The organism is Pokkaliibacter sp. MBI-7 (assembly GCF_029846635.1).
Lineage (GTDB): Bacteria > Pseudomonadota > Gammaproteobacteria > Pseudomonadales > Balneatricaceae > Pokkaliibacter.
Map to the genome: position 1 here is coordinate 975408 of NZ_JARVTG010000002.1, position 22056 is coordinate 997463.

Sequence of the window (22056 nt, forward strand, 5' to 3'; positions counted from 1 at the left end):
TCGTCTCATACTACATGGAAGAGTATCCAGATTATGTGACCCACCATCCTCGTGGCCAAACAAAGCTAAGAAGCGAGCATATATCGTTTGACGTTTATCGCTTGTTAGACGACATCCACATAGCAACAACAGCCACCGCTAGTGGATCTAACGATCAAACTTAAACCCCAAACACCTCACGATGCTTGCAACAGCATTGTGGTAGTAGGCAGCACTCTCATCAGGGGATGTGAATATGAGAGAAGAACAAGCCCGCCAGTTGGCTGACGCCCTGCGTAAGCAGAGCGAAGAGCTGCGCAAAGACCAGAACAAAGCAAAAAAACTGCTTCAGGATGCAGGAATCCTTGATCAGGATGGCAATATGACTCCCTTCTACAGAGAAGGTGCACAGTATCCAAAACATGCATAAGAGGATGGCATGTACGTATCACACCCCACATTGGTGTTGGGCTTACACGGATGTGACGAAGAAGTCGGACGAGCCCTGGTAAATGGAACAATACCCTTAAAAGAAAGTACAAATGACCACGACTGGCTTGGCCCCGGCATGTACTTTTGGGAAAACAACCTCCAGCGCGCCAAAGACTGGGCCAGCAAAGGTAATCCCAGCAGCTCAATCAAAACGCCTTTTGTAGTAGGCGCCGTTATTGACCTTGGTGAATGTTTCGACCTGCTGAACCAAGCCTATATTGATATGCTGGCTGATAACTACCAGCTTTATATCGACACACTGCAATCAACGGGCTTCCCCGTCCCAACTAATCATTTGGGCCCTGACAGGCTAGTCCGCCGCCTTGATTGTGGCCTGTTTAACTTCCTGTGGAATCGCCTTCGTGACCCCAGCCTGCCCCGTGAGCTCATTACAGAGTTTGATTCAGTGCGGGCCGCCTTCATTGAAGGTGACGAACTGTATCCTACTGCCGGGTTCCGCAAACAGAACCATATTCAGATTGCTATCAGAAACCCTAATTGTATTAAAGGCTATTTCATTCCCAGAGACAGAGATACATCATTCAAGCGAGTCTAAGGGAAAGTAATTAGCCCAGTAAAATCTGGGCTAATTGAAGCGTGCTTAGTATGAACTTTAAAAAACAAAAAAATTGCTTATATCAATACTTCATCTGCTAGTCTGGTTTACAGTCGACTATTTTGTACTCTTCCCCTGACTTATATAAAACCTTGTTAGAGTCCTGACCTAGGAATATTACAGATCGTTTAGTGCCACTAGAATCAATTAATAACGAATTTTGACAATGGTGATTACTATTCATATCAAAAGATTCCGCTGCTTTTATTAACCCTTTCTTTAAAAAACTGTCAGACCACACCAAAGGTAAAGTCAGCAATGCCAAAATACTAACCAGAAGGGAAACATTGAAAAAAACATTATAATGATTAAATTCTTTCATGCCATTCTTCGATAGAAATTTTAGAACACTTGCAACTGCCGAAATAGGAAATGTAATAAAAGATAAACAATTAAGTACTTTCAGAATATTTATAAAAATCCCTAAACCTATAGCAAAGGGAAAATAACTTGGGCTGACACCATAAACTTCATTTAGAGTTGATTGAGAGACTGCACTCGCCCAATAAACCAAGCATATAGACAAGAATGATATAAGAACCTTGGAAGACGAATAACTGACTAACGTCTTCACTAAAGCAATATCCTCTAGAAAAAGCATCATCGACCACAGCATCAGTATTAACGACGCTCCAATCAAGTAAAGGTAAGCCTCACTGTCCGCAAAATAATACGCACAGACAAATATGGAACTGCCAAACATCCCTATCCATCCTGATGTCCTTAATTCTGAGTCCTTATTCAGCTCCAATCCATATTTTTTCATTAAATACGAGTAAATTAACTTAAAATCTATATTGACTAAATATTTTATTATTGCACCAACAAAAAACAAAACAGGTAACAATTGAAGAGCATGCAAAGGCGTGGGCAGCGGAAAAGTCAACCTGTGAAAAGGAATAAATATTAATGTAACCGAAACAAAAGCCAGAACAAAAGGCTTAATTAATTTCTGTAATTCTATTTCTTCTTTAGTTAGCGAATCCTGAGTTTTGCTATCTTTATCCAAAGTGAGCTCCTGCAATTTATTACTCAAAATACTTTTATATAGGGTCTGTAAATTGAACTGTGTAACTGCGTTTATGGGATGATGCGGGAACACCGCGAGGAGCAGTTACATGGCACTAACGCCAGAGATGTTGGATGAGCTGACTCAGGAATGTAAGACCCCGGAGGATGTCAGCAAGCTGTACGCCCAGATGCTGCAACACATGATCAATCGCAGCCTGCAAGCCGAGATGGACGACCACCTTGGCTACGACCGCCACGACAAAGCCGAGCCCGGTGCCAAGCGGGGCAATACCCGTAACGGCAAGAGCCGTAAAACGGTGCAGAGTGATGTCGGCGACTTGCTCATAGAGACTCCCCGCGACCGAGAAGGCCGCTTCGAGCCACAGCTGCTCAAGAAGCGGCAAGTTCGGCTGGCGGGGATGGAAGACAAGATCCTGACACTGTACGCCAAGGGCATGACCACGCGTGATATCGAGAGTGCGCTGGTGGACTTATACGGTGTGACGATTTCGCACACACTCATCGCCCAGGTTACTGATGCGGTTCTGGAGGAAGCCAAAGCGTGGCAGACGCGACCGCTGGAAGCGATTTACCCCATCGTCTGGCTGGATGGTCTGGTGGTCAAGGTACAGCACAACAAGCAGGTGGTGAACAAGTCAGCGCACGTTGTGCTTGGCGTCAATCTGCGCGGCGAGAAAGAAGTGCTGGGTCTGTGGCTGGCCGAAAGCGAAGGGGCGAAGTTCTGGTTGTCGGTGCTGACGGAGTTGCGTCATCGTGGCGTGCAGGATATTTACATCGCCAGTATGGACGGCCTGAAGGGGTTGCCGGAAGCGGTCAACGCGGTGTTTCCGAAAACGTTGACCCAGCTGTGTATTGTGCATCTGGTGCGCGCCAGCTTGCGTTATGTCAACACCAAAGACAGCAAGGTCGTTGTGGGTGCCCTGAAGCGAATTTACACATCGGCGACAGCGGACGAAGCCGTGCGCGAACTGGATGACTTTGAGAGCGATTGGGGTGAGAAATATCGGGCGGTGGTGCGGTTGTGGCGCGGTCACTGGGACAACATCATACCGTTCTTCCAGTTCCTGCCGGAGATCCGGAAAGTGATCTACACGACCAACGCCATCGAATCCCTGAACATGAGCCTGCGGAAACTGACACGTAATCGGCGCATTTTTCCGAACGACGATTCGGCACTCAAGTCACTCTTTCTGGCTATCCGCGAAGCATCGAAGAACTGGAAGGCTATTCATCACTGGAAACCGGCACTACAGAGTTTTCAGGTGATGTTTGGGGAGGAGCGCGTGCCGCTGGCCGCACTCTGAAAGGGAGCAGTTACACAGTTCGTTTGACAGACCCTTTATATATTTATAAGACTACCGTCCTCACCGCCACCGGCCTGCACTCTCCCGCCTTTGAGCCCACCACATCAGCGGCATCCAGAGCCAGACTATCCCACCCAGGATAAAACTGGGTTGCGGGTTGTCGGCCGTGGCGCGGTTCAGAAAAGGAAGCTCGGCGTCGTAGTCTATGGTGATGCGTTTGGTTTGTTTGGATTCTGTCCAGCGGTCAGGGTCGATGCGGCACCAGCCGCCATCCCACCAGAGCGTGGTGCATCCGTACTGCTGGCCGTCTGCGGCGAACACATAGCGGACGGTGTGATACTCGCTGTTGAGTCTCGGGATCGGCACGGTGTCCCAGCCCACCACCGTCGCCGTGGCGGTGCGCAGGTGGTGGTTGATGCGATAGTCGGTATACACGCCCAGCAGGCCCGGCGACATCAACAGCGTGCCGAGCACAAAGACCGCTACATACACCGACCAGTGCAACGGCAAGGCGTTATCGCGAAACCACCACTTTGCCAACTACACCCCCTCCTTCAGCGCCACACCCATGTCTGACTCGTCGAAATGCCACACCACCGAGCCGCCATCCTGATCGGCGTTGAGCACGGTGAGCTGGCCGTTATCGCCCTGCTGAATGTCGGCTTTGAAGGGATCGGCATGGGGTAACAGCGGGTAATTGGCAGCCACGTCGATATACGAGCGGCCATCGTGGCGCACCACGGTGAAGACCAGATTCATCCCCTCATAGCCTTCATGGCAGCCATAATCCCCGACCCATCGGGTCACGTAGATGTCTTTGATGTCTTGGTGTGCGCCGCTGGGCCGGTCGCTGGGGTTGGTCCAGAGCTTCAGGGTGCGGAAGCTATCTTTCACCGGGTCGCAGGCCACCATACTGACGTATTGTTGGGCCTGCTGGCCGATCTCGGCGGGTGTGGGGGCCGCAGCAGCGGCCAGGGAAACAGCGGAAAGCAGAAGTGAGGTGGTGATGGATTTGTACATGCTTCGGTCCTTGAGCTAGATACCTATACACCTAAAAGGTAGTTGTGATAACTTTGTTACCATTATATACATATTATTTACATGAATTTCCATTCGATTTTTAGGCATGAAAGAATATGAATTTAAAAAATATTATCGTGCACAATTTCATTAAATATAGCAGTAACGAAAAATCAAAACCGGGATATACTGAAACCTCCAGTATTGAAGATCGTAAGAAAGAGTTAGATGCAAGCAACGAATTCGTTATTAAGCTGGCATCCGATGTAATCAAGGCATACGCCAGTAAATCCACCACAAAAAATTATGGTACATTCCAACCAAACGTATCTACCTACAAGTACGTAGGATTATTAGAAGCATTCATAAATAGTTCTAACTCAAATTTTGTTGACTTCACATTCAAAACTGCTGAGCTTATTCAAGAGAAAGCCGATACTGAAAGATTCGCATCAGGCGGATATCTAGTATTCATTAGATATGAGGAAAACTATAAGGGCACAGATTGTGATTTTCTAGCCGTTGTTATGGTAAAAGATAAGGCTGGCTTGATGTTCAACGCAAACCTTGAGCCAGAAGAAAACATTAGCATTAATATTGATAAACTACATCAAGCCGTCAGAATAAACTTAACTCAATATCGATCAGGCAATAAAAATGACTCTCACCTCAGTTTCTTTAGTCGTGGAGACACTGAAACAAGCGGGTACTTTAGAAAAGCTCTTGATTGCTCTGACTATATACCATCATTATCATCGACCAATAATGTATATAAAGCCCAAAAGCTGTTTTGCACAGAAAGCGGGCTGGACAAAACCCAGCTAAAAGACATAAAAGATGACCTGTCCACCATGCTAAAAAATGCGTTATCTAGTCGCAATAAGAGCATTCTCTTATCTGACATAGTGGATATGATCAATAATAAAGTTAAAGCTATCACTGGCATTGAGGCAGATTTTGGAAAATTCATTTCAGAAAATAATTATGAGATCAGCAATGAATTCCAACCAAAAGAGTCTGCCATAAAGAGAAATACGAGAATAGATCACAAAGAAGATGACTGGAATATCAATTTTGAAGTCAATAGCGCCAAGTATGCCGACGATGACAAACGCAGTGCAAATATTGTTTATGACAAAAATTCAAATTCATTAACATTCAAAAACCTGCCACATAAATTCAAAAATGCTATCATTAGTGCGCTAGACGAAATCACTGAAGAACCTGAAGAAAATGACGACTAATACCAGTGGAAGGGATAGACTTGTAGAGATCTTTGCCCAACTCCACAGAGGTCAAGACTTTGAAAAAAGTGGAAATATGTTGATATTTTCACTATCTAATGTCGGTAGTGACATCAAGGAACTACTATTGGAGGCTGTGAATATCGACATTAGTTTCATTTATGAAATTAATGGTGAAGAGCACGGTGATATAGACTTCATAGAAGAAATTAATAACTGCCCTCAAGGTGGCGATTTAGAAATCACGCTTGATCCTGCAAGGTTTATCCATGAAATCGTAGACAGTGAGAGCTCATGGCTAGATAAAAACATCTCCGACATATCAGACAATAGATCACCAAGCGTTGCCTACTTATGTGAAGAGAAGCAGTTATATTTTTTTGGGAAGCGTGCAGAAACAAAAATAAACTCATTCATTGCGGTAGAGAAATATTTACGTTTCAACCGTACCCTGGAAACAATAGCACATCATAAAGACAGGCAAAACAGTGCTACTGCCTTTATCTTTCTGGAAGAAGGAAAACATGGCTACAATAAAACTTATATTTCAACAAAAATTAATGCAGATTCTCTCTTACAATTAGCATCTATAAATGAAGAGCTTCTCACCAACTTTGAAAGCATCATCAATCTTGCTGATGTGCACACAACAGAAAGAAGAATGATACTCACGCATGTTATTTCTGATCTCGCCAGCTTAAGCGAGGGAAGAAAGAGCAGTACATTTAACATGCTGATTAACATAAAAGAAATAATCGAAAAATACAAAAGCACCTATGAAATTTATATACGTAAATTCTCCCTAGCCAACCATATTGCAGCCATTGAAAAGAACAAACTTGAGCTAATGGCTAAAGCTAATGAAATACTTATTGGCCAACAAGAGAAGCTTATAGCAATCCCAGCTACAGCATTGATTCCAGCATTAGTAGATAATGGCTCAAGTATCATAAAAGTTCTGATGTCATTAGCAACGATGCTGTTGGCATCCGTCGTAGTTTATATAATGCTAAACATTCAAGCAGACTCAATTAGGTCATTAGAGAAGTCAGTGGGGACAGTATATAAGGATTTTATTGAGAGCGAAGATGAAAACATAAAAAGCAATGCAATGGCAGCAATTGAAGACCTCAAAATACATACTAAGAAGTCACAAGAGAAACTTGTATGGTTTAGGTTTCTACTACTCATTGCAATACTTTTTGGATTTTTCTTTAGCTGTTGGCAGATTGCAGAATCCAATTTATAAGAAAACCTTATTTGACAATTTCATTGACAGCCTTTGTAGCAGCAAAATAGACTAAAGGTATGACAATAGATAAGTACCCTGCTGATGCCCAGAACTTTATCGAGTGCCCTCTCTTGCTGGTCGCGGAAAGAAAATGGCAGTTTTTAAAAAAGTATATGATTACCGGCATCGCATTTAGTAAAGAAAGTGCACATGCCAGAATAAATAAGACTACTGCCACACCTGAGTTCCTTGGATCTTTTTCTGAAAAAAGACTTAAAGAAAAAATTGCTCCACACATTATATAATTTCTAATATGATCAAAGACCAACTTAACATAGTCAGTATGCTTTAACTTTGCGCTTTCTTCTTTATTATTTTCTTCTTTAGTATTATCCATTTCAAAATCCATTAGAAATTCAGTGTTTGCATAATATAGTAATTTTGACCCTAGTTTTAAAGCACCGGTTGACTCCCCCTCTCCACTCCCCCTACACTTCCCCACGCACCGGCAAAATCCGGTGCCAGGCTTGGCGGCCTGAAAGGTACAGACGAACAAATAAGCCGCGTTCGCGGTTTTTTTGTGCTTAATGCATGGCTACCCGTAATGGGCGGGCCGTGTGGGGCATCTTCGGATGCGCCGGTTCCTGTACCCGGTCCGCCAACCCGCACGGTTCCGCTCTCCACGTTTGGCGGCGAGGAAGCGGGCTAACTGATCTAAAGTACAGGTAGCTAGCTATGTCAAAGCATCTCACCTCTTTCAGCTTCGACTCACACGATATCCGTTCAACTCTATTAAACGACCAGCCTTGGTTCGTCGCGGTAGATGTTTGCTCTGCCCTTGATTTGGCAAATCCACGACAAGTAATTAGTCGTCTTGATGAAGATGAAAAGGGTGTCCTTAATGTGGACACCCTTGGTGGATCGCAGGAAGTTGCGTGTATAAACGAGTCTGGTCTTTATTCCCTGATCCTCACCAGCCGTAAACCCGAAGCGAAACGCTTTAAGAAATGGGTCACGGCAGAAGTCCTCCCCACTATTCGCAAAACCGGCCGCTACGAAGGCACCCCTGCCCGCACGCTGGTGCCTGTGACCCCCGTCACCGCCTTCCCCCCCGCCTCCGAGCTGGTGCGGAAAATCCACGGCTATTTCGCCATCACCAGCCTGTCACTGGCCGCCCTGCTCAACCTCGACCACAACACCCTTTGCGCGGTGATCGATCGGGTGCCCTGCTCTGACGCCTTCCGCCGCACCCAGATCAGCACACTGACCGACTATATCAACGGTACTGCCACCACCTTCCGCAGCCTGAGCCGCGATGCCGCCCTGCTGGTGATTGACCAGTGCAGCGGGCCTGCGCTGTACACCGTGCGCGAAGCAGTGGCCAAAGCCTTCGACAAAATCGCCGTGCCCTTCCCGCCCGACGTGCCCGGCAACCGTCGCCACACCGGCTCAACCCCACCTGGCACCGTCACCGTGCCGGTGCTCAGCCCGCAGCAGGCAGTTGCCGTGGCCGAGCCGCTGATTGCCCCACCCGTGAGCGAGGCCATCCACGCTGCCGCCGTGGTGCTGGCCAAACGCCATGAGCCGCTGTATCGCCACCGCTTATTACATGAAGCGCAGAAAGGCACCCTGCCGCGCCGGCAGTTCGACGAGTTGCCCGAGGTGATGGAGCGCCTCTGGCTGGAGCAGCAGCGCGAGCAGGTGGCGGGCATCCCCGTCAGCGATCTGCTGGCCTGCCACGAGCTGATCACCGAGTGGCTGACCTTTGCCCGCTTCGCCCAGCGCTGCACGCCTTACGAGCGCACTCTGGCTGAGGCCTCACTGACAAAGTGGGAGCAAAAGGCGCACACCTTCGGTGATGACTATCTGCGCAGGCACGGTGGTTGAGGGACGCTTTCACCCTGATAGCCCCGACCTTGGGGTTATCGGGGTTACTGTCAGTCGACACCAAAGGGTTATTGGAGTTATAGTTTCCGCCACATGAGCAAGCGAGGTTGACACGTGAGCAGCCGAGAACTGATCAAGCTGCTTGAGGCCAATGGATGGGTGATTGTGCGCGTGGCTGGTAGCCACCATCAGCTCAAACATTCAGTGAACGGCAAGCTGCTAACGGTGCCCCACCCCAGAAAAGATCTGGGCAAAGGGCTGGTAGATAAAATCCTGAAGGACGCGGGCCTCAAGTGAAGCCCTGCCTGCACGGTGTCACTCAGTGGAGATGATAATGAAATATCCCATCGCGATTGAGGAAGGGTCTGAGACTCAAGCCTATGGTGTGGTCGTACCGGATATTCCCGGTTGCTATTCCGCTGGCGATACGCTGGATGAGGCCATGGATAACGCAAAAGAAGCCATCTGCCTGCATCTGGAAATGCTGGCTGAAGAAGGCGTGACCCCGCCTCAAGCCAGTCAGGTCAAAGACCACGTTAAAAATGCAGCCTACGCGGGGTGGGTCTGGGCTGTGATCGACATCGATCCGGAGCCTTTCCTTGGCAAGTCAGAGAAGGTGAACGTGACGCTGCCCCGCCTGCTGACCTATCAGATTGATAACCTGATCAAACAGGACAAGCGTTACACCAGCCGTAGCCACTTTTTGCAGGTGGCGGCCATGCACGAGCTGCACCAGCGCTGATGTACATCGCGCATAACCCAGGCCCGCAGTTGCGGGCCTTGTTGTTTTAGGGGGATAGACAGTCTGCAGCATCTAGAAGGTATTCATAATCTAAAAGATATTCATACCTGCAAAAAATCATCGTTAACATCATTTTGATATTGCATAAAAACATCATATAGGTGATATTACTCCTACACCACAGAGGAGCACTATCATGCACACCATCTACCTCCACCCCACCGTCAGCTCCAGCCCCGCTCTGATTGCCCGTGCCCAGCACGAAACAGGCATGTGGGCGGTGCTGTCTGGCACCTCTGCCGTTTTAGTCTCTGCGATAACGCACGCTGCGCACCCGACGGGCATGGCGACCACCACCGCCCTGCCATCCACCACCCCGGCTGCGCACCGTGCGCCACTGGCAGGCTGAGCACGATGGATCAGCCCAAACGGCCAAGGCACTACGCCGCTGAAATCCTGGCGCTTCCCACCCTTGAGGAGCGGCGTGCGGCCTTTCGCTCGGTTCCCGAGCCCATGCGGGCGCGGGTTGAAGAGTACGTTCGCAGTGAGTGGGCGCAACGCCCCTTCCGCAACCCCAAACCCTGAGCAGCGGCCGGCCCACCACCCGGCACGCTCAGCCACACTGACGAGGGAGCATCATGCAACGCACCCTGAAGCAAACCGCCGATTATTTCGGCATCACCCGACCAGAGCTGATCAGCCGTATGCGCGAGGCTGATCTGCTCAATCGTCATAACCTTCCGCAGCACGCCAGCCGTGACCGCCTCTACCTCACGACTAAAGAGGGCAGCTGGTGGCACCCGGAGTGTGGCCATCAGTACAGCCTGTCTACCCGGGTGACGCAGCCGGGCATTCCGTGGCTGGCCGAGCGGCTCTCCCTCTCGCTGCCTCCCGTGAAGGAGGATCACCATGGCGCCGCGTGAATATCAACGCCGCAGGGCACGTCTGCTCACCCGTGATGAGCGCAGCAGCACGCTGGCCAACGTGCCGGAGCAGTTCCGCTCGCTGGTCAGCCGCAACGTGGCGCGCGCATGGCAACGCAGTGCAAGGAGCAAAGCCCATGCATAACGACCAGCCCACGCTGCGCCTGCCGCTGGCACCCCGCGCTGACACGGTGGAGCTGCTGTTTCGCTCACTGGGGGATGTGCTGGTGTCAGCGGAGGTGATCCGCGAGCGCTACTTTCGCAATCTGAATGCCTCGACCTTTCGCGAGGCCATCAGCAAGGGGCAGATACCGCTGCCAGTCACCACGCTGTATGACAGCCGCAAAGCACCGATGTTTATCGACATCCGCCATTTTGCGGCCTTTATCGACGCTCAGGCCTACGCCGCTGATGAAGCACAGGGGCAATCTCAGGCACAGCGCATCGTTGCGAGTAAGGATGAGGAGGGTTCCCAATGACACTGTCCAAGGTTCTGGCGGAGTTGAGCGCGCTGTGTGATCAGGAGCAAGCGCTGGTCCAGAGGCTCAGCGCCGTCCGCAAAAACAAGCAGTCACAAGAGCAGGCGCTGACCTCACTGATGCAGTCGTGGCGTGGTACAGCACCCGTCACCACGCTGGTCTCCCCCACTGGCCATGTGTTCCAGTGGAATGAAGACCCGGAGGAATGCGGCTTCTTCCTGCTGGCCCGGCCACATGAGGTGCTGCTGTTCAAAGAGAAAGCGCAGGAGGCTGCCCATGTACAGCCATAACTACATTGAAGATCACCAGTGCATCACCAAGTACGGCCAGCCGATGAAAGCGCAGGAGATCTGCGCCGATCTGCAAAACCTCTGGCGAGAAAACCAGCGGCTTGAGCAGTGTATGGCCGAGCAACTGGCAGAGCGTGAGCGGCTGGTCGCCGAGCAGTCGCGGCTAACTCAGCAGTTGATGACCACTCAACAGCAGCTGATTGGCCTTGGCCAGCAGGCTATCCAGTTATTGCAGGGGATGGATGCGCCGTTAATGAGGGAGGGGGTATGAGCAAACATTTGATTTTCCTGATGGCTAGCGCCGCTCATGGCATCACTGCCACTGATGAGCACGGCACACCGTTGCAACTGGCGATCATCAGGGAAGATGGCACCATCGTTGAGCGGGGGCCGCATCTGGCCCACGAGGCGTATGCGGCGGCCGAGCTGGTCACGCACAATATCTGGCTGTGTCAGGGCTATATGAAGGTGCAGCGCAAGGCCAACAGCGAGTGCCGGGAGTGGACCAACGGCAACAGTGCACCGCTGCTGCTCAACGCTGCGCTACAGCCTCTGGCTAAGGCAGTGCATCGGGCAGCCTGACGGCTCAACAGGCAACGGGCTTCCGTGGGACAGCCCGTTTACCTTTCTTGACGTCGATCACCCGGGTAACGCCTGACTTACCGGTGACGATCATTCTGCCAGTGCCCTTCTCCCCCCAGGACAACGCAAACTGAATCTGCTGAAAGGTGTCTGTCACCATCTTCCGTAGCTGCATGCGTGCATCAAAATCCAGTGCGTCCACGGCGGCCTTGTGCAGGCTTCGCCACTGCTCTGCCTGTTGTGGCTGGGCCTGCTGCGCTTCCCGGTGAAGCGCTCGCTGCATGGCCTCGATGGTTTGCGATAACTGCGCAACGTGCTTCTCCAGCTCACGCTGCTTGTTCATCACCGCGACGGAAGGCTCATCCGCCTGCAGGATCAGCGTCATCAGCTTGTCGATCTGCTGCTGCAAGGCAGCCTGCTCACTGCGTTGTGCGGCAATATCAGCCCGGAGCAATTGTGCCTGTCCTTTGCTGCGGGTCATGTCTTCGAGATTCATCTGGTCTGAGCACCAGTCGAGCAATGCTGACTCATACACAGCCAGCGTCGCCGAGCCTCCTTTCGGGCACCCTAGCCGCATGTTGTGCCGGCCACAGATCAGCCGCCGGTGGCCTGGCGCAATAGTGCCATCCTCCCGCCATTTGTGGTGATAGGTCACGCCCGCCATGGGCGAACCACAATAGGCGCAGGCTGAGATCGACGCCCCGGTGAGAAAGCCGGGCACGTCACCCTTCCCCACGGCTCTGGCCCGTGACTTGCTGACGCCAGTCATCTCATCAAACTCCTGCGGCGTCACCAGTGCCGGGTAATAGCCGGGCAATACGTGCTCTTCCCCCTGCACCTTGAGGGCTTTCTCCCCCAATAAGGCACGCAGCCTGACCAGCTTGGCGAAGGCGCGCGAATCGGAGCGCTTGCGACCATGCTTAAGGCCGCGCTCCTGCATCTCTCTGGCGATCCGCACAAAGCCGATGCCTTCCCGATAACGCTGAACGATGTAGCGCACCGCTTCCGCCCGCTCCGGGACAAGTACCATTCTCTGCTGCTCGTCATCCCAGCGGGTCCACTCCGGGTCGCGCCCTGCTGCAATGCGGCCACGGTAGGTGCCAGCCAGCCACTGCTCACAGCGTCGGGTGATGGAGGCCTTCACGCGCTTGCTTTTGGTGGCAGACTCTTCGTGCGCACGAATCATCACCAGCAGCGAATACACCAGATCCATCGGTTGCGCTTCGAGAGACTCGCTGTTGTATTCCTTACCATCCGCTGCCGTAACCACGGTCAGCCCGGCATTGATGATTTGCGCCAGTTGCGCCTGAGCAAGAATGGGGGAAGCACGAGAGAGGCGGTCTAAGCCTTCGACGATAAGTACAGAGCCTGGCGCAATCTGACCGGCATCCACCGCCTGCAGAAACGCTCCCAACGCCCCCTTATTAACATGTGCCTGATGGTACGCCGACAAGCCTTCGTCACGCAGAGTGAGTGAATCATCCAACACCAGGCCGCGCTCTGTCGCCCAGGTTTCAGCGTAAGACCGCTGACGCTCTGCCGACGTGCTGGCCGCCTGTTTGGGATCAGAAAAACGCAGATAGGAGTATACACGCATGCCGCAAACCCGCGTGGTGACTGGGATGCAGACAATTTTACACTAAATCTACTTTGGGTGTGTTAGGGATTACCGTGGCTGTAATCAATCTCCACCTTGACCCGCCCTTCCGTCGCCTCTTCAATCCACTTGCCCCAGGTAGGTAACACCACGGCATTCTGGGTGTGGGTGGGTGGCAACCAGCTCGCCACATGCATGACGGTCGAAGCAAAGGTGGCAGAGGAAAAAGACAGTGAGCAGAAAGAAGCGAGAGCAAGCTGCTTCAGGGAGAAGCGAGGCATTTTCATGGTGTATCACCTGTTTATTGTTATGAATAAGGTGTTTCGCTGTGTGGTATTGCCGTATTCCTGTAGTGCAGGCTGAAAGCCACGGCAGACGCTGCCTGCCGTAGCCTGAAACCTATGAGTGCACGGTTACATCACACTCCCCATTTCGGAATGTGGTGCGAACCCATGCTGATGCAGACGTTGCGCAACTCGGTGAAGACTTCAAAGCTGTACACACCACCTTCCCGGCCAGTACCGGACGCTTTGATACCGCCAAACGGCTGACGCAGGTCACGCACGTTCTGGCTGTTGACGAACAGCATGCCTGCTTCGATCTGATTGGCGATGCGATGCACCTTGCCGTTATCCGAAGTCCAGAGGTAAGAGGCCAGCCCGTAGTCATTGTCATTGGCCATAGCAATGACATCTGCCTCATCCTTGAACGGAATCAGCACCGCCACCGGGCCGAAGATTTCCTCCCGGGCGATACGCATGTCGTTGGTGACATCCCGGAAGACGGTCGGTGCAACGAAATACCCCTGCGCCAGATGAGCAGGCACCGCTGGTTTGTCACCGCCTGCGATCAGTTTGGCGCCCTCTTCCACACCAATCTGGATATAGCCGGTGACTTTCTTGTAATGATCTCTGGAAATCAGCGAGCCCACCTTGGTGTTCATGTCCATCGGGTCGCCCACACTGATGGCACTGGCACGGGCGGCAAAGTCAGAGGCGAAACGGTCGTAAATGCTCTCCTGAACGAAGATGCGAGACCCGGCAGTGCAACGCTCTCCATTGATGGAGAAGATGCCAAACAGTGTGGCATCGAGGGCACGCTCGTAATCACAGTCGTCAAAAATCATCACAGGCGACTTGCCGCCCAGCTCCATGGAGAACTTCTTGAGGCCAGCATTAGCGATAATGTGCTTGCCCGTAGAGGTGCCACCGGTGAAGGAGATGACGCTGACGTCCGGGTTGCGGATCAGTGCATCCCCCGTGGTGCGACCAAAACCGTGTACCACGTTGAATACCCCGGCAGGCACTCCGGCTTCCATGATCAGTTTGCCGAGAAAGTCCGTGGTCAGCGGGCTGAGCTCCGACTGCTTCATCACAGCGGTATTCCCCAGAGCCAGGCAGGGTGCCGTTTTCCAGGTGCCTGTCATAAACGGCACATTCCAGGGAGAGATCAGACCACAGACACCGACTGGCTTGTGCAGGGTGTAGTTCAGCATCTGGTCATCGACCGGATAGGTGTGGCCATTCATCTGCTTGGCCATCTCAGCGAAGAAGTAGAAGTTCTCCGAAGCGCGTGGAATAAGCGCATTGCGAGTCTGATACAGCGGCAAGCCGGTGTCTTTGGTTTCCAGTTCAGACAGCGCATCGACATTGTCTGCAATCAGATCACCGATGCGTTCGATGATTTTGGAGCGTTTCTTGACGGGCATATTAGCCCAGGCGGGGAAGGCTGCTTTGGCTGCCTGTACCGCCTCGGCTACCTGCCCGGCAGAGGCATGGGCGACAACCTCCAGTACTTCCCCTGTGGTCGGGTTAATGGTTTCAAAGGTGTCGGCACTCTCTACCCACTTGCCATTGATCAGATGCTTTATCACGCTGCGAACTCCTGCACTTGCTGTCTGCGAACTCAGAACCGGGTCACGGCTCCGTCAGCACGTCTTGTTTTGATCACAGCCCTGCTGCACAGAGCCATTAATTAAGATATTAATAAACTAGTTAACATCTTAATTTTAGTCAACCGCGTGCTGAGAGAATTTTTTGCTGGCTGGCGCTGAGGGAATAAATAAAAGGCATTCGCAGATGACACTGCGGCAGGCGGGATCTGTAATAATTGTAATTTTTCAAATGCGGCTTTCTGGTAAAAATGCCGCTAATGCCCTCTCATGTCTGTTTATGGCCGCGAGAGCGGGCGCAGCCCGGTAGAAGAATAACCACAGGGTATAGCGAAAGATGACAACCCGGATTCTTATCGTCGATGACGAGCAAGGTGTGCGAGACCTGCTGACTGAGCTACTGGAGCAGCATGGTTTTGACGTCACTGCTGTCGCCGACAGTGACGCCATGTTCAGCGCCCTGACGGCCCTCCCCCATGCACTGGTAGTAATTGATCTGCGACTGGGCAAGGAGGACGGCATGAATGTCGCCCGCCAGCTACGGCACAAGTCCGTCATTCCTATCATGATGCTGACCGGCAAGGGTGATGAGACTGATCGCATTCTGGGCCTTGAACTCGCTGCCGACGACTTCCTGATGAAGCCCTTTAACAACCGCGAGTTTCTGGCACGCGTGCGCGCCCTGATTCGACGCACCACCGAACTGAGCGTACCCGCACGACGTGATGATCTATCCAGCCATGAGCGCATCAGCTTCAATGACTGGATACTCGATCTCACCAGCCGCGAACTGTTCGATGCGCAGGGCCAGCCCCTTGAGCTGACTTACGCTGAGTTCAATCTGCTCGAAGCGCTGGTGCGGGCACCTAATCGCATTCTCAGCCGAGATCAGTTGCTGGAGCTGACACGAGGCAACGAGACGGAAGTCTTTGACCGCACTATCGACGTATTGATTCTGCGCCTGCGACGCAAAATTGAGCCCAACCCCCGGCAACCTTCGCTGATCCGCACCGAGCGTGGTCTAGGCTACATTTTCAGCGCACACATCTGCCAATGCTAAGCAGCCAGCGACATCACGCCAGCATGCGTACCAAGTTGCTGTTTGCCCTGGGCGTTGTCTGTCTGGCCAGTGTGGTGATCGCCGCGGTCGGCTGGTTTGGTCTGCGCAATACCGAGTCCGCCATGAGCGCCCTGCAGCGCGATATTCTGCCGGACATTTCATCGTCACTGGTGCTGGCCGAGCGTACTGCCAGTCTGGCCGCGCTGGCGCCTTATGTGGCCGAAGCGGTAACCCCTTTTCAGGTGCAACGGGAAAGCGAAGAGCTCAAATCCCGACAGCAGGAACTGACCTCTCTGGCCACACAGATTCATCATCTGGATCAGGCACCGCAGTTACAGCATCAGCTGGCGCAGATGAACGCCACGCTGTCTGAACTGATCAACCATACCGAGCAGGAGCTGTTCCTGCGTGAAGATATGCTGCAAACGTTCTATGCCATCAATCAGCGCTTCGATCAGCTGGAACGCTTTCCACCGCTGCGGCCCCTGTTGCCGGGGCTGCTCGACAAGACCCATCTGATCATTAACGTCAGTGGCAGTCAGCTGGATAACTTCTCCCAGTCTTTGAGAAATCAGCTGGCGCAGCTCCGCCAGCAGTATGCCGGTGGTACTTCTCCACTCTCTCTGCCCTTACAGCAACTCATGGACGACAGCCATACGCTCATCGAACAAAAACGCCACCAGAATGCGTTGCTGGAGCGAAAAGCCTTCCTGCTGGCCGCAGTGAGAGCCAACTCTGCGGCGCTGTCTGACGAGGTCCGCCACTTCGTCGAACAACTGCAACAGCGCCTGAGTGACCAGCAGCAGCAACTTAGCAGGGCAGTACAGTGGGGCCAGAGCCGTATTCTGCTGCTGACGCTGCTGGCGTTACTGATGCTGATTATCGGCATCTTCTGGGTGCTTGATCTGAGCCGACACCTCAAGACCATCGCCCAGCAGATGAGCCTGCTGGCACAGGGCGTCACTGACCAGCCCGCCCCCTCTTCCACACGGCATGATGAAGTCGGCAGTCTGACCCGGGCATTTCTGGTTTTTCGTCAGCGCACCATTGATCTGCAGGCGCTCACGGCCGACCTCCAGCAGCAAACACGTCTGCTGGAAACCGTCTTTGCCAACATCAACGACGGCCTCAGCGTGTTCGACAGCGATAATCGCCTGCTCGCCTGGAACCCGCAGTATCTGGCGCTGTTTTCACTGCCTGCTGAGCGCATCCGGGCCGGGATGTATCTGGATGACATTCAGACCCTGATGAATCAGCTGCCCCATCACAACCGCACCCTCGATAACAGCCCGCTGGACATGGTTGAAATCAACCTGCGCCGACAGGCAGAGCCTCAACGCTTTGAGCGCTACTTTCACAACGGTCAGGTGCTGGAGTTCCGCAGCCGGCCGATGCCGGACGGCGGCTTTGTCACTCTTTATTCCGATCTGACCGAACGCAAAGCCATCGAAAGCCAGTTACGACAAGCGCAAAAGATGGATGTGCTGGGCCATCTGACCGGCGGCGTCGCCCATGATTTCAACAATCTGCTGTCGGCCATCATTGGTAACTTGCAGTTGCTGCAGGAAGCGCCAGCGGATCAACCGTTGGATGAACGCAGTCTGCGCCTGAGCCAGCGAGCACTGGCCGCAGCGGAGAAAGGTGCAGGGCTGGTGCAACGACTGCTTGCCTTTGCCCGCCGTCAGCATCTGCAGCCGGAAGCCGTGCAGGTCAACGAACTGCTTGAGGCGATGCTTGATCTGATTGAATACAGCGCCGGCCCGCAGATCAGCATTGAGGTACAGCTCTGTGAAAGCGATCCCTGGATCTACGTAGATGCCAGCCAGCTCGATAACAGCCTGCTGAATCTGGTGCTGAATGCCTGTGCCGCCATGCCCGATGGCGGTCAGCTGACACTTCGGACAAGGCAGGCCTGTCGAGCGGATAAGCAGGACAGTGACGGGGTACTGATTGAAGTGCAGGACAGCGGCCACGGCATTGCCGAAGAGGTTATCGACCGCATTTTTGAACCCTTTTTTACGACCAAGGCGGTGGGCCAGGGCAGTGGACTGGGGCTGAGCATGGTGTACGGTTTTGTGCGTCAGTCAGGAGGGGATATCACCGTCAGCAGCCGCCTCGGTGAAGGCACCACTTTCCAGCTGTGGCTGCCCCTGCACCATCCGCAGCCAGTGCCATCTATTGTCACTACTGACCGCACACTGCCCATGGGCAAGCAACAGCATATTTTGCTGGTGGAGGATGACCCGCAGGTCCAGCTGGCTGCCATCGGCCTGCTGGAGCATCTGCACTACCGGGTGACCGCCGTGAGCTCGGCCAGTGAGGCCCGCGAGCGACTGCAGCCTGGCCCCACAGGTAACGCTGAACAGCACTACGCCCTGCTGTTAAGTGACGTCAACTTAGGTACGCGGGAGAGCGGCATTGAACTGGCGCACTTCTGCCAGCACCACTGCCCGACGCTGCCCGTACTCCTGACGTCCGGGCTACCCGAAGAGCGCTTGCTGCAGGACTACGGGCTGGCCTCCGCACTCCCCCTGCTCCCCAAACCCTATCGCCTCGACACTCTGGCGCGAAAACTGGCGGAATGTCTGACGGGTTGAGACGGGTTAAGCACCAAGCCTTCATAGAAAGGCTGTTCAGCTCCAGGCTTTACTGCAAAAAATTAATGAGTTGTTTCCATCCCTTTCAATCAATACAGGCACTCAGCCACCCTCGACAATATCGATTAATGAAAATATCTAAGCAATCACCTAAAAATATGTCGTTTTGTGCAGCGCGGCAGAAGCACTAACATACCTACATCTAAAGTCTAATAGCTACTTCTGGAGCACATCATGAAAGACGACATCAAAAACCTGAGCGTTGTTGAACTGCTGGACCGTGTAGACCTGTCTCACTACGACAAGACTGAAATCATCCGCCTGCGTGCAGAAGTAGAACGCGCTGAGTTTGTAGCGGCCTGCATCACCGGTTTCGTCAACAAAGTTAAAGCCCTGTTCGTCAGCAAAAAAGACGAGCTGTCTGTTGCCGGTGCGCGCCACGCCTGATGGGCCGCGCATCGCCTCCCCTGCCGTAAGACTCCGCACGACCTTCCCCGCTCAGGGGACATCCTTCTGCAAGACCTCCTGCTTTTCTGACGTTTCAGCATTTCTGATGAGGGATGGTTGCCTACTGTCGATCACTTCGTATCACCAGCGTTAACCTTGAAGAACAGGCTTGCGTGCCCGGTATGACTGCGCCTGGGTGAGTTGTCTGGAGGTGAGACTGTCTGCAGGTGAGATAGCTCGGAGAGGTTGCGTGAAGCAAGCATTACTTACCTCACGCTGGGTACTGATCAGTCTGGATCGCGCAGCGACCTCAGACCTTTTTGACGAACTCGGATTTCAGGCTCATGGCACCGATACCATCCAGTTTGCAGTCGATATCATGATCACCGTCCACCAGACGAATATTCTTCGCCTTGGTGCCTACCTTGATCACCAGTGAAGAGCCCTTCACTTTCAGATCCTTGATGACGGTAACGGTATCGCCGTCCTGCAGAATATTCCCTACGGAGTCCCGCACGACCTTATCCGTCTCAGCGGTTGCCGCCTCGTTCGGGTTCCACTCATGGGCACACTCTGGGCAGACCAGATTGCTACCGTCTTCATAGACGTATTCGGATTGACATTGGGGGCAAGCTGGCAAAGTGCTCACGCGGTTTCCTCATTTCTGAACGTACTGACTGCATCGACGGATCATCGGTACAGCGCTAAAGGCCGCACATTATATAGGGAAATGACGTAAAAAGTCATCTGAGCTTCCCTGAGTCCAGTATTCATGCACCATTCAGCCTGTTACAGGCCCTGCCTTTTGCCCGGTCAGCTGGCCATGGGTAGTGACGTTTTTCTCAACTAAAAACTGTCTGCGCACGCCGAATTAGCAAGGGCCTAATCATTTCCTCCTGGCGCTTTTATGCTTTTGCGCTGTTGACGCTGGATACGCCTACCTTTCAAAACTCAGCATTTCACTAGTCCAGTCACTCCAGTTCACTGCACCTAAGCCTTCCACTATTGCACCTGGGTACTGAGACAACCACCACAACAACACGGTTTGGTATTCTTCGGATGACAGGCTGAAGGGCTCCCAACTGTCCATTCTTCCATCCTGATCACAGGGGTCATGACCCTGCTCAAGAAACTCGTTGAGAAAAGGAGCCGGTGGGAAACAACCTGTCCTTTTAACAGCTACGAAGATTCCGATTATCACCTCGGTGTCTTCAGCCAGTATCCTGATTGCCCGCGTAGATTTATCGACCACAAGGCCTCCTGCACCTATGCCTGTATGTGGGCACAATCTACCTGACATCAGCAGGCTCAACCATGCCAGCTCGCTTCTTTTCCACTACCCGACCGCATCGGCGAGCAGCGCAGCCTGCCGCTCTTCTTCAGTCAGAATACCTACAAAAGGGGTGCGACGACGCAGCTTACGCATGTAGAAACCATCATCCAGCAACCCCGCCAGAAACTGCTCGCGGTTATCGATATTGTCCAGCAGTGAAAACCACGTCATGTAAGCGCCATGCCGGATCAGCCCTGCCCTGTAGCGTTCTTCCAGTTTTGCCAGCACCTGCTCCACCAGCGCCGGCTGGGCCAGTAGTTTCTCTGCCATGGCCTGATGCAGCACTCTGATTTGCCTGTCGATGTTTTCATCGGCAATGCGAGGCTTGCGTGGCGGGCGATGATGACGATCAAAGCGTGGGCGATAGGCATCCATGGTGATTCTGGTGTGATTGCGGTTGTAGATGACCCGTCAATGAAAATCGCGGGAACGGACGCCGAGCCCATGCAGCTGATCTCCCAGATCCGTCATGCGCCCGGCTATAGCGTGAATAACCTCCCCTCGCGCTCCAGCACCCCCTGTACCTGCAGCAGCCTGGCGGTCAGGAAGGGTTGCTTCTGGGCACGGGCGGTAGCCGACCAGACCACCACGTTAATGTTGCCGGTGTGGTCTTCCTCAGTCGGGATGGCCTGTCAGGCCCGCCCGGCTACCAGACCTTACCCCGCCACTGCCGGGTTCAGGGTGTATGTCCCTTCCATACTGGCCAGCCCCAGAATATGGCCGTCCAGTGCATCCAGTATGTTCTGCCCTGTCAGGCTGCCTTTGACTTCGATACCGGGTACGTCCAGCGCATAAACCGTGAAAACATAATGGTGGAGGATCTCATCATTCCAGGGTGGACAGGGGCCATCGTAGCCATAATAGGTGCCGCCCATATCTGCATCGCCATGGAACCAGGCCGTGTAGTCGTTAATGCCATGACGCAACCCTTCCGCGGCAGCGGGGCCTGCCTTGCCACGGGCAGTAATACCCGCACTCTGGCTGCCTTCGGCAATTTCATTCACCGTGGCGGGGATGTCCAGCAGCAGCCAGTGAAAGAAATCGACGCGAGGTAATGAAGCAGGCACAGCCTTGCCTTCCTGATTGACATCATCTCCCTTGCTCGGCACATCGTAATCGTGGCAGACCAGCACAAAGGATTGAGTGCCTGCCGGTGCATCACTCCAGGCCATATGGGGATTCACATTGTCGGACAGCGCCACATGGCTGTTCGGGTCCATCTTGCCGAAGGCAAAACGGGGCGGGATCGCATCCCCATGTTTGAAGCTGGTACTGACTAATTTCATCTGTGGTCACCTGATTGTTGAAGA

Annotated in this window: 29 protein-coding genes; 19 read left to right on the forward strand and 10 right to left on the reverse strand. The window is 52.9% G+C overall.

Going from position 1 to position 22056, the window contains the following annotated elements:
• The first annotated feature begins 235 nt into the window (after positions 1–235).
• Together QCD60_RS24165 and QCD60_RS24170 are read left to right on the forward strand one after the other, a co-directional pair.
• On the forward strand, positions 236–409 hold the full coding sequence (locus tag QCD60_RS24165) for a hypothetical protein (protein WP_279789233.1): 174 nt from the start codon (positions 236–238) through the stop codon (positions 407–409).
• Positions 410–418: 9 nt separating this feature from the next.
• Positions 419–1027, forward strand: coding sequence for a hypothetical protein (locus QCD60_RS24170; protein ID WP_279789235.1), 609 nt, complete (start codon positions 419–421; stop codon positions 1025–1027).
• Positions 1028–1124: 97 nt separating this feature from the next.
• On the opposite strand, the gene QCD60_RS24175 is transcribed toward QCD60_RS24170, so the two are convergent.
• On the reverse strand, positions 1125–2096 hold the full coding sequence (locus QCD60_RS24175; RefSeq protein WP_279789237.1) for a hypothetical protein: 972 nt from the start codon (positions 2094–2096) through the stop codon (positions 1125–1127).
• A 109-nt stretch (positions 2097–2205) separates the two neighbouring features.
• On the opposite strand from QCD60_RS24175, the gene QCD60_RS24180 reads away from it, so the two are divergent.
• Positions 2206–3423, forward strand: coding sequence for an IS256 family transposase (locus QCD60_RS24180; RefSeq protein WP_279784912.1), 1218 nt, complete (start codon positions 2206–2208; stop codon positions 3421–3423).
• Between the two features lie 60 nt (positions 3424–3483).
• Here the strand turns inward: QCD60_RS24180 and QCD60_RS24185 are convergent, their stop codons facing one another.
• Positions 3484–3963, reverse strand: a complete 480-nt coding sequence (locus QCD60_RS24185; protein ID WP_279789239.1) for a hypothetical protein — start codon at positions 3961–3963, stop codon at positions 3484–3486.
• Entirely contained in the window at positions 3964–4443 is a 480-nt protein-coding gene (locus QCD60_RS24190) for a hypothetical protein (RefSeq protein ID WP_279789241.1), read from the reverse strand.
• Between the two features lie 116 nt (positions 4444–4559).
• On the opposite strand from QCD60_RS24190, the gene QCD60_RS24195 reads away from it, so the two are divergent.
• Together QCD60_RS24195 and QCD60_RS24200 are read left to right on the forward strand one after the other, a co-directional pair.
• Positions 4560–5687 (forward strand): nucleoid-associated protein, encoded by a 1128-nt coding sequence (locus QCD60_RS24195; protein WP_279789243.1) that lies wholly within the window; start codon positions 4560–4562, stop codon positions 5685–5687.
• Positions 5677–6936 (forward strand): hypothetical protein, encoded by a 1260-nt coding sequence (locus tag QCD60_RS24200; RefSeq protein WP_279789245.1) that lies wholly within the window; start codon positions 5677–5679, stop codon positions 6934–6936. The genes QCD60_RS24195 and QCD60_RS24200 overlap by 11 nt, the downstream gene beginning before the upstream one ends.
• 7 nt (positions 6937–6943) lie before the next feature.
• On the opposite strand, the gene QCD60_RS24205 is transcribed toward QCD60_RS24200, so the two are convergent.
• Positions 6944–7315, reverse strand: a complete 372-nt coding sequence (locus tag QCD60_RS24205) for a hypothetical protein (protein ID WP_279789247.1) — start codon at positions 7313–7315, stop codon at positions 6944–6946.
• Positions 7316–7653: 338 nt separating this feature from the next.
• Between QCD60_RS24205 and QCD60_RS24210 the strand changes: the two genes are divergently transcribed.
• From QCD60_RS24210 to QCD60_RS24260, 11 genes are all read left to right on the forward strand, one after another.
• Positions 7654–8805, forward strand: a complete 1152-nt coding sequence (locus QCD60_RS24210) for a Bro-N domain-containing protein (RefSeq protein WP_279789249.1) — start codon at positions 7654–7656, stop codon at positions 8803–8805.
• Positions 8806–8919: 114 nt separating this feature from the next.
• The gene (locus QCD60_RS24215; RefSeq protein ID WP_279789250.1) at positions 8920–9102 is read left to right on the forward strand and encodes a type II toxin-antitoxin system HicA family toxin; all 183 of its coding nucleotides are present in this window, start codon (positions 8920–8922) and stop codon (positions 9100–9102) included.
• Between the two features lie 37 nt (positions 9103–9139).
• The gene (locus QCD60_RS24220; RefSeq protein WP_279789251.1) at positions 9140–9547 is read left to right on the forward strand and encodes a type II toxin-antitoxin system HicB family antitoxin; all 408 of its coding nucleotides are present in this window, start codon (positions 9140–9142) and stop codon (positions 9545–9547) included.
• 196 nt (positions 9548–9743) lie between these two features.
• Positions 9744–9956, forward strand: coding sequence for a hypothetical protein (locus QCD60_RS24225; protein ID WP_279789253.1), 213 nt, complete (start codon positions 9744–9746; stop codon positions 9954–9956).
• 5 nt (positions 9957–9961) lie between these two features.
• Entirely contained in the window at positions 9962–10132 is a 171-nt protein-coding gene (locus tag QCD60_RS24230) for a hypothetical protein (protein WP_279789254.1), read from the forward strand.
• Positions 10133–10185: 53 nt separating this feature from the next.
• Complete coding sequence (locus QCD60_RS24235) at positions 10186–10470, forward strand: phage antirepressor KilAC domain-containing protein (RefSeq protein WP_279789256.1); 285 nt, start codon at positions 10186–10188, stop codon at positions 10468–10470.
• A complete protein-coding gene (locus tag QCD60_RS24240; RefSeq protein WP_279789258.1) occupies positions 10457–10615 on the forward strand; it encodes a hypothetical protein in 159 nt (52 codons plus the stop codon). Before QCD60_RS24235 ends, QCD60_RS24240 begins: the two co-directional genes overlap by 14 nt.
• Entirely contained in the window at positions 10608–10949 is a 342-nt protein-coding gene (locus QCD60_RS24245) for a pyocin activator PrtN family protein (protein WP_279789260.1), read from the forward strand. The genes QCD60_RS24240 and QCD60_RS24245 overlap by 8 nt, the downstream gene beginning before the upstream one ends.
• Positions 10946–11239, forward strand: a complete 294-nt coding sequence (locus QCD60_RS24250) for a hypothetical protein (RefSeq protein WP_279789262.1) — start codon at positions 10946–10948, stop codon at positions 11237–11239. The genes QCD60_RS24245 and QCD60_RS24250 overlap by 4 nt, the downstream gene beginning before the upstream one ends.
• Positions 11226–11510 carry a hypothetical protein gene (locus tag QCD60_RS24255; protein WP_279789264.1) on the forward strand — a complete coding sequence of 95 codons (285 nt, stop codon included), beginning with the start codon at positions 11226–11228 and terminating at the stop codon, positions 11508–11510. Before QCD60_RS24250 ends, QCD60_RS24255 begins: the two co-directional genes overlap by 14 nt.
• Positions 11507–11821: a hypothetical protein gene (locus tag QCD60_RS24260; protein WP_279789266.1), complete on the forward strand. Its 315-nt coding sequence runs from the start codon at positions 11507–11509 to the stop codon at positions 11819–11821. Before QCD60_RS24255 ends, QCD60_RS24260 begins: the two co-directional genes overlap by 4 nt.
• Positions 11822–11825: 4 nt before the next feature.
• Here QCD60_RS24260 and QCD60_RS24265 read toward each other — a convergent pair whose 3' ends face one another.
• The 3 genes from QCD60_RS24265 to hpaE form a co-directional block, all read right to left on the reverse strand.
• Positions 11826–13418: a recombinase family protein gene (locus QCD60_RS24265; protein WP_279789268.1), complete on the reverse strand. Its 1593-nt coding sequence runs from the start codon at positions 13416–13418 to the stop codon at positions 11826–11828.
• 62 nt (positions 13419–13480) lie between these two features.
• Positions 13481–13705, reverse strand: coding sequence for a hypothetical protein (locus QCD60_RS24270; RefSeq protein ID WP_347950254.1), 225 nt, complete (start codon positions 13703–13705; stop codon positions 13481–13483).
• Between the two features lie 131 nt (positions 13706–13836).
• Positions 13837–15291, reverse strand: a complete 1455-nt coding sequence (gene hpaE / locus QCD60_RS24275; RefSeq protein WP_279789270.1) for a 5-carboxymethyl-2-hydroxymuconate semialdehyde dehydrogenase — start codon at positions 15289–15291, stop codon at positions 13837–13839.
• A 355-nt stretch (positions 15292–15646) separates the two neighbouring features.
• On the opposite strand from hpaE, the gene QCD60_RS24280 reads away from it, so the two are divergent.
• The 3 genes from QCD60_RS24280 (at position 15647) to QCD60_RS24290 (ending at position 19413) form a co-directional block, all read left to right on the forward strand.
• On the forward strand, positions 15647–16369 hold the full coding sequence (locus QCD60_RS24280) for a response regulator (protein WP_279789272.1): 723 nt from the start codon (positions 15647–15649) through the stop codon (positions 16367–16369).
• A gap of 23 nt (positions 16370–16392) precedes the next feature.
• Positions 16393–18966 (forward strand): PAS-domain containing protein, encoded by a 2574-nt coding sequence (locus tag QCD60_RS24285; protein ID WP_279789274.1) that lies wholly within the window; start codon positions 16393–16395, stop codon positions 18964–18966.
• Positions 18967–19200: 234 nt separating this feature from the next.
• Positions 19201–19413, forward strand: a complete 213-nt coding sequence (locus tag QCD60_RS24290; protein ID WP_104151513.1) for a hypothetical protein — start codon at positions 19201–19203, stop codon at positions 19411–19413.
• A gap of 310 nt (positions 19414–19723) precedes the next feature.
• Here the strand turns inward: QCD60_RS24290 and QCD60_RS24295 are convergent, their stop codons facing one another.
• From QCD60_RS24295 to QCD60_RS24305, 3 genes are all read right to left on the reverse strand, one after another.
• On the reverse strand, positions 19724–20062 hold the full coding sequence (locus tag QCD60_RS24295; protein ID WP_279789277.1) for a zinc ribbon domain-containing protein YjdM: 339 nt from the start codon (positions 20060–20062) through the stop codon (positions 19724–19726).
• 687 nt (positions 20063–20749) lie between these two features.
• On the reverse strand, positions 20750–21121 hold the full coding sequence (locus QCD60_RS24300) for a hypothetical protein (protein ID WP_279789279.1): 372 nt from the start codon (positions 21119–21121) through the stop codon (positions 20750–20752).
• Positions 21122–21402: 281 nt separating this feature from the next.
• Positions 21403–22032 (reverse strand): YbhB/YbcL family Raf kinase inhibitor-like protein, encoded by a 630-nt coding sequence (locus tag QCD60_RS24305; RefSeq protein ID WP_104153956.1) that lies wholly within the window; start codon positions 22030–22032, stop codon positions 21403–21405.
• Positions 22033–22056: the final 24 nt, after the last annotated feature.

Coding starts and splice junctions, on each gene's coding strand:
- QCD60_RS24245 (WP_279789260.1), top strand. CDS start 10,608: ATGCATAACGACCAGCCCACGCTGCGCCTGCCGCTGGCACCCCGCGCT.
- QCD60_RS24195 (WP_279789243.1), top strand. CDS start 4,560: ATGAATTTAAAAAATATTATCGTGCACAATTTCATTAAATATAGCAGT.
- QCD60_RS24205 (WP_279789247.1), bottom strand. CDS start 7,315: ATGGATAATACTAAAGAAGAAAATAATAAAGAAGAAAGCGCAAAGTTA.
- QCD60_RS24240 (WP_279789258.1), top strand. CDS start 10,457: ATGGCGCCGCGTGAATATCAACGCCGCAGGGCACGTCTGCTCACCCGT.
- QCD60_RS24225 (WP_279789253.1), top strand. CDS start 9,744: ATGCACACCATCTACCTCCACCCCACCGTCAGCTCCAGCCCCGCTCTG.
- QCD60_RS24235 (WP_279789256.1), top strand. CDS start 10,186: ATGCAACGCACCCTGAAGCAAACCGCCGATTATTTCGGCATCACCCGA.
- QCD60_RS24210 (WP_279789249.1), top strand. CDS start 7,654: ATGTCAAAGCATCTCACCTCTTTCAGCTTCGACTCACACGATATCCGT.
- QCD60_RS24170 (WP_279789235.1), top strand. CDS start 419: ATGTACGTATCACACCCCACATTGGTGTTGGGCTTACACGGATGTGAC.
- QCD60_RS24165 (WP_279789233.1), top strand. CDS start 236: ATGAGAGAAGAACAAGCCCGCCAGTTGGCTGACGCCCTGCGTAAGCAG.
- QCD60_RS24265 (WP_279789268.1), bottom strand. CDS start 13,418: ATGCGTGTATACTCCTATCTGCGTTTTTCTGATCCCAAACAGGCGGCC.
- QCD60_RS24190 (WP_279789241.1), bottom strand. CDS start 4,443: ATGTACAAATCCATCACCACCTCACTTCTGCTTTCCGCTGTTTCCCTG.
- QCD60_RS24290 (WP_104151513.1), top strand. CDS start 19,201: ATGAAAGACGACATCAAAAACCTGAGCGTTGTTGAACTGCTGGACCGT.
- QCD60_RS24180 (WP_279784912.1), top strand. CDS start 2,206: ATGGCACTAACGCCAGAGATGTTGGATGAGCTGACTCAGGAATGTAAG.
- QCD60_RS24270 (WP_347950254.1), bottom strand. CDS start 13,705: ATGAAAATGCCTCGCTTCTCCCTGAAGCAGCTTGCTCTCGCTTCTTTC.
- QCD60_RS24220 (WP_279789251.1), top strand. CDS start 9,140: ATGAAATATCCCATCGCGATTGAGGAAGGGTCTGAGACTCAAGCCTAT.
- QCD60_RS24300 (WP_279789279.1), bottom strand. CDS start 21,121: ATGGATGCCTATCGCCCACGCTTTGATCGTCATCATCGCCCGCCACGC.
- QCD60_RS24255 (WP_279789264.1), top strand. CDS start 11,226: ATGTACAGCCATAACTACATTGAAGATCACCAGTGCATCACCAAGTAC.
- QCD60_RS24280 (WP_279789272.1), top strand. CDS start 15,647: ATGACAACCCGGATTCTTATCGTCGATGACGAGCAAGGTGTGCGAGAC.
- QCD60_RS24285 (WP_279789274.1), top strand. CDS start 16,393: ATGCGTACCAAGTTGCTGTTTGCCCTGGGCGTTGTCTGTCTGGCCAGT.
- QCD60_RS24260 (WP_279789266.1), top strand. CDS start 11,507: ATGAGCAAACATTTGATTTTCCTGATGGCTAGCGCCGCTCATGGCATC.
- QCD60_RS24230 (WP_279789254.1), top strand. CDS start 9,962: ATGGATCAGCCCAAACGGCCAAGGCACTACGCCGCTGAAATCCTGGCG.
- QCD60_RS24250 (WP_279789262.1), top strand. CDS start 10,946: ATGACACTGTCCAAGGTTCTGGCGGAGTTGAGCGCGCTGTGTGATCAG.
- QCD60_RS24200 (WP_279789245.1), top strand. CDS start 5,677: ATGACGACTAATACCAGTGGAAGGGATAGACTTGTAGAGATCTTTGCC.
- QCD60_RS24305 (WP_104153956.1), bottom strand. CDS start 22,032: ATGAAATTAGTCAGTACCAGCTTCAAACATGGGGATGCGATCCCGCCC.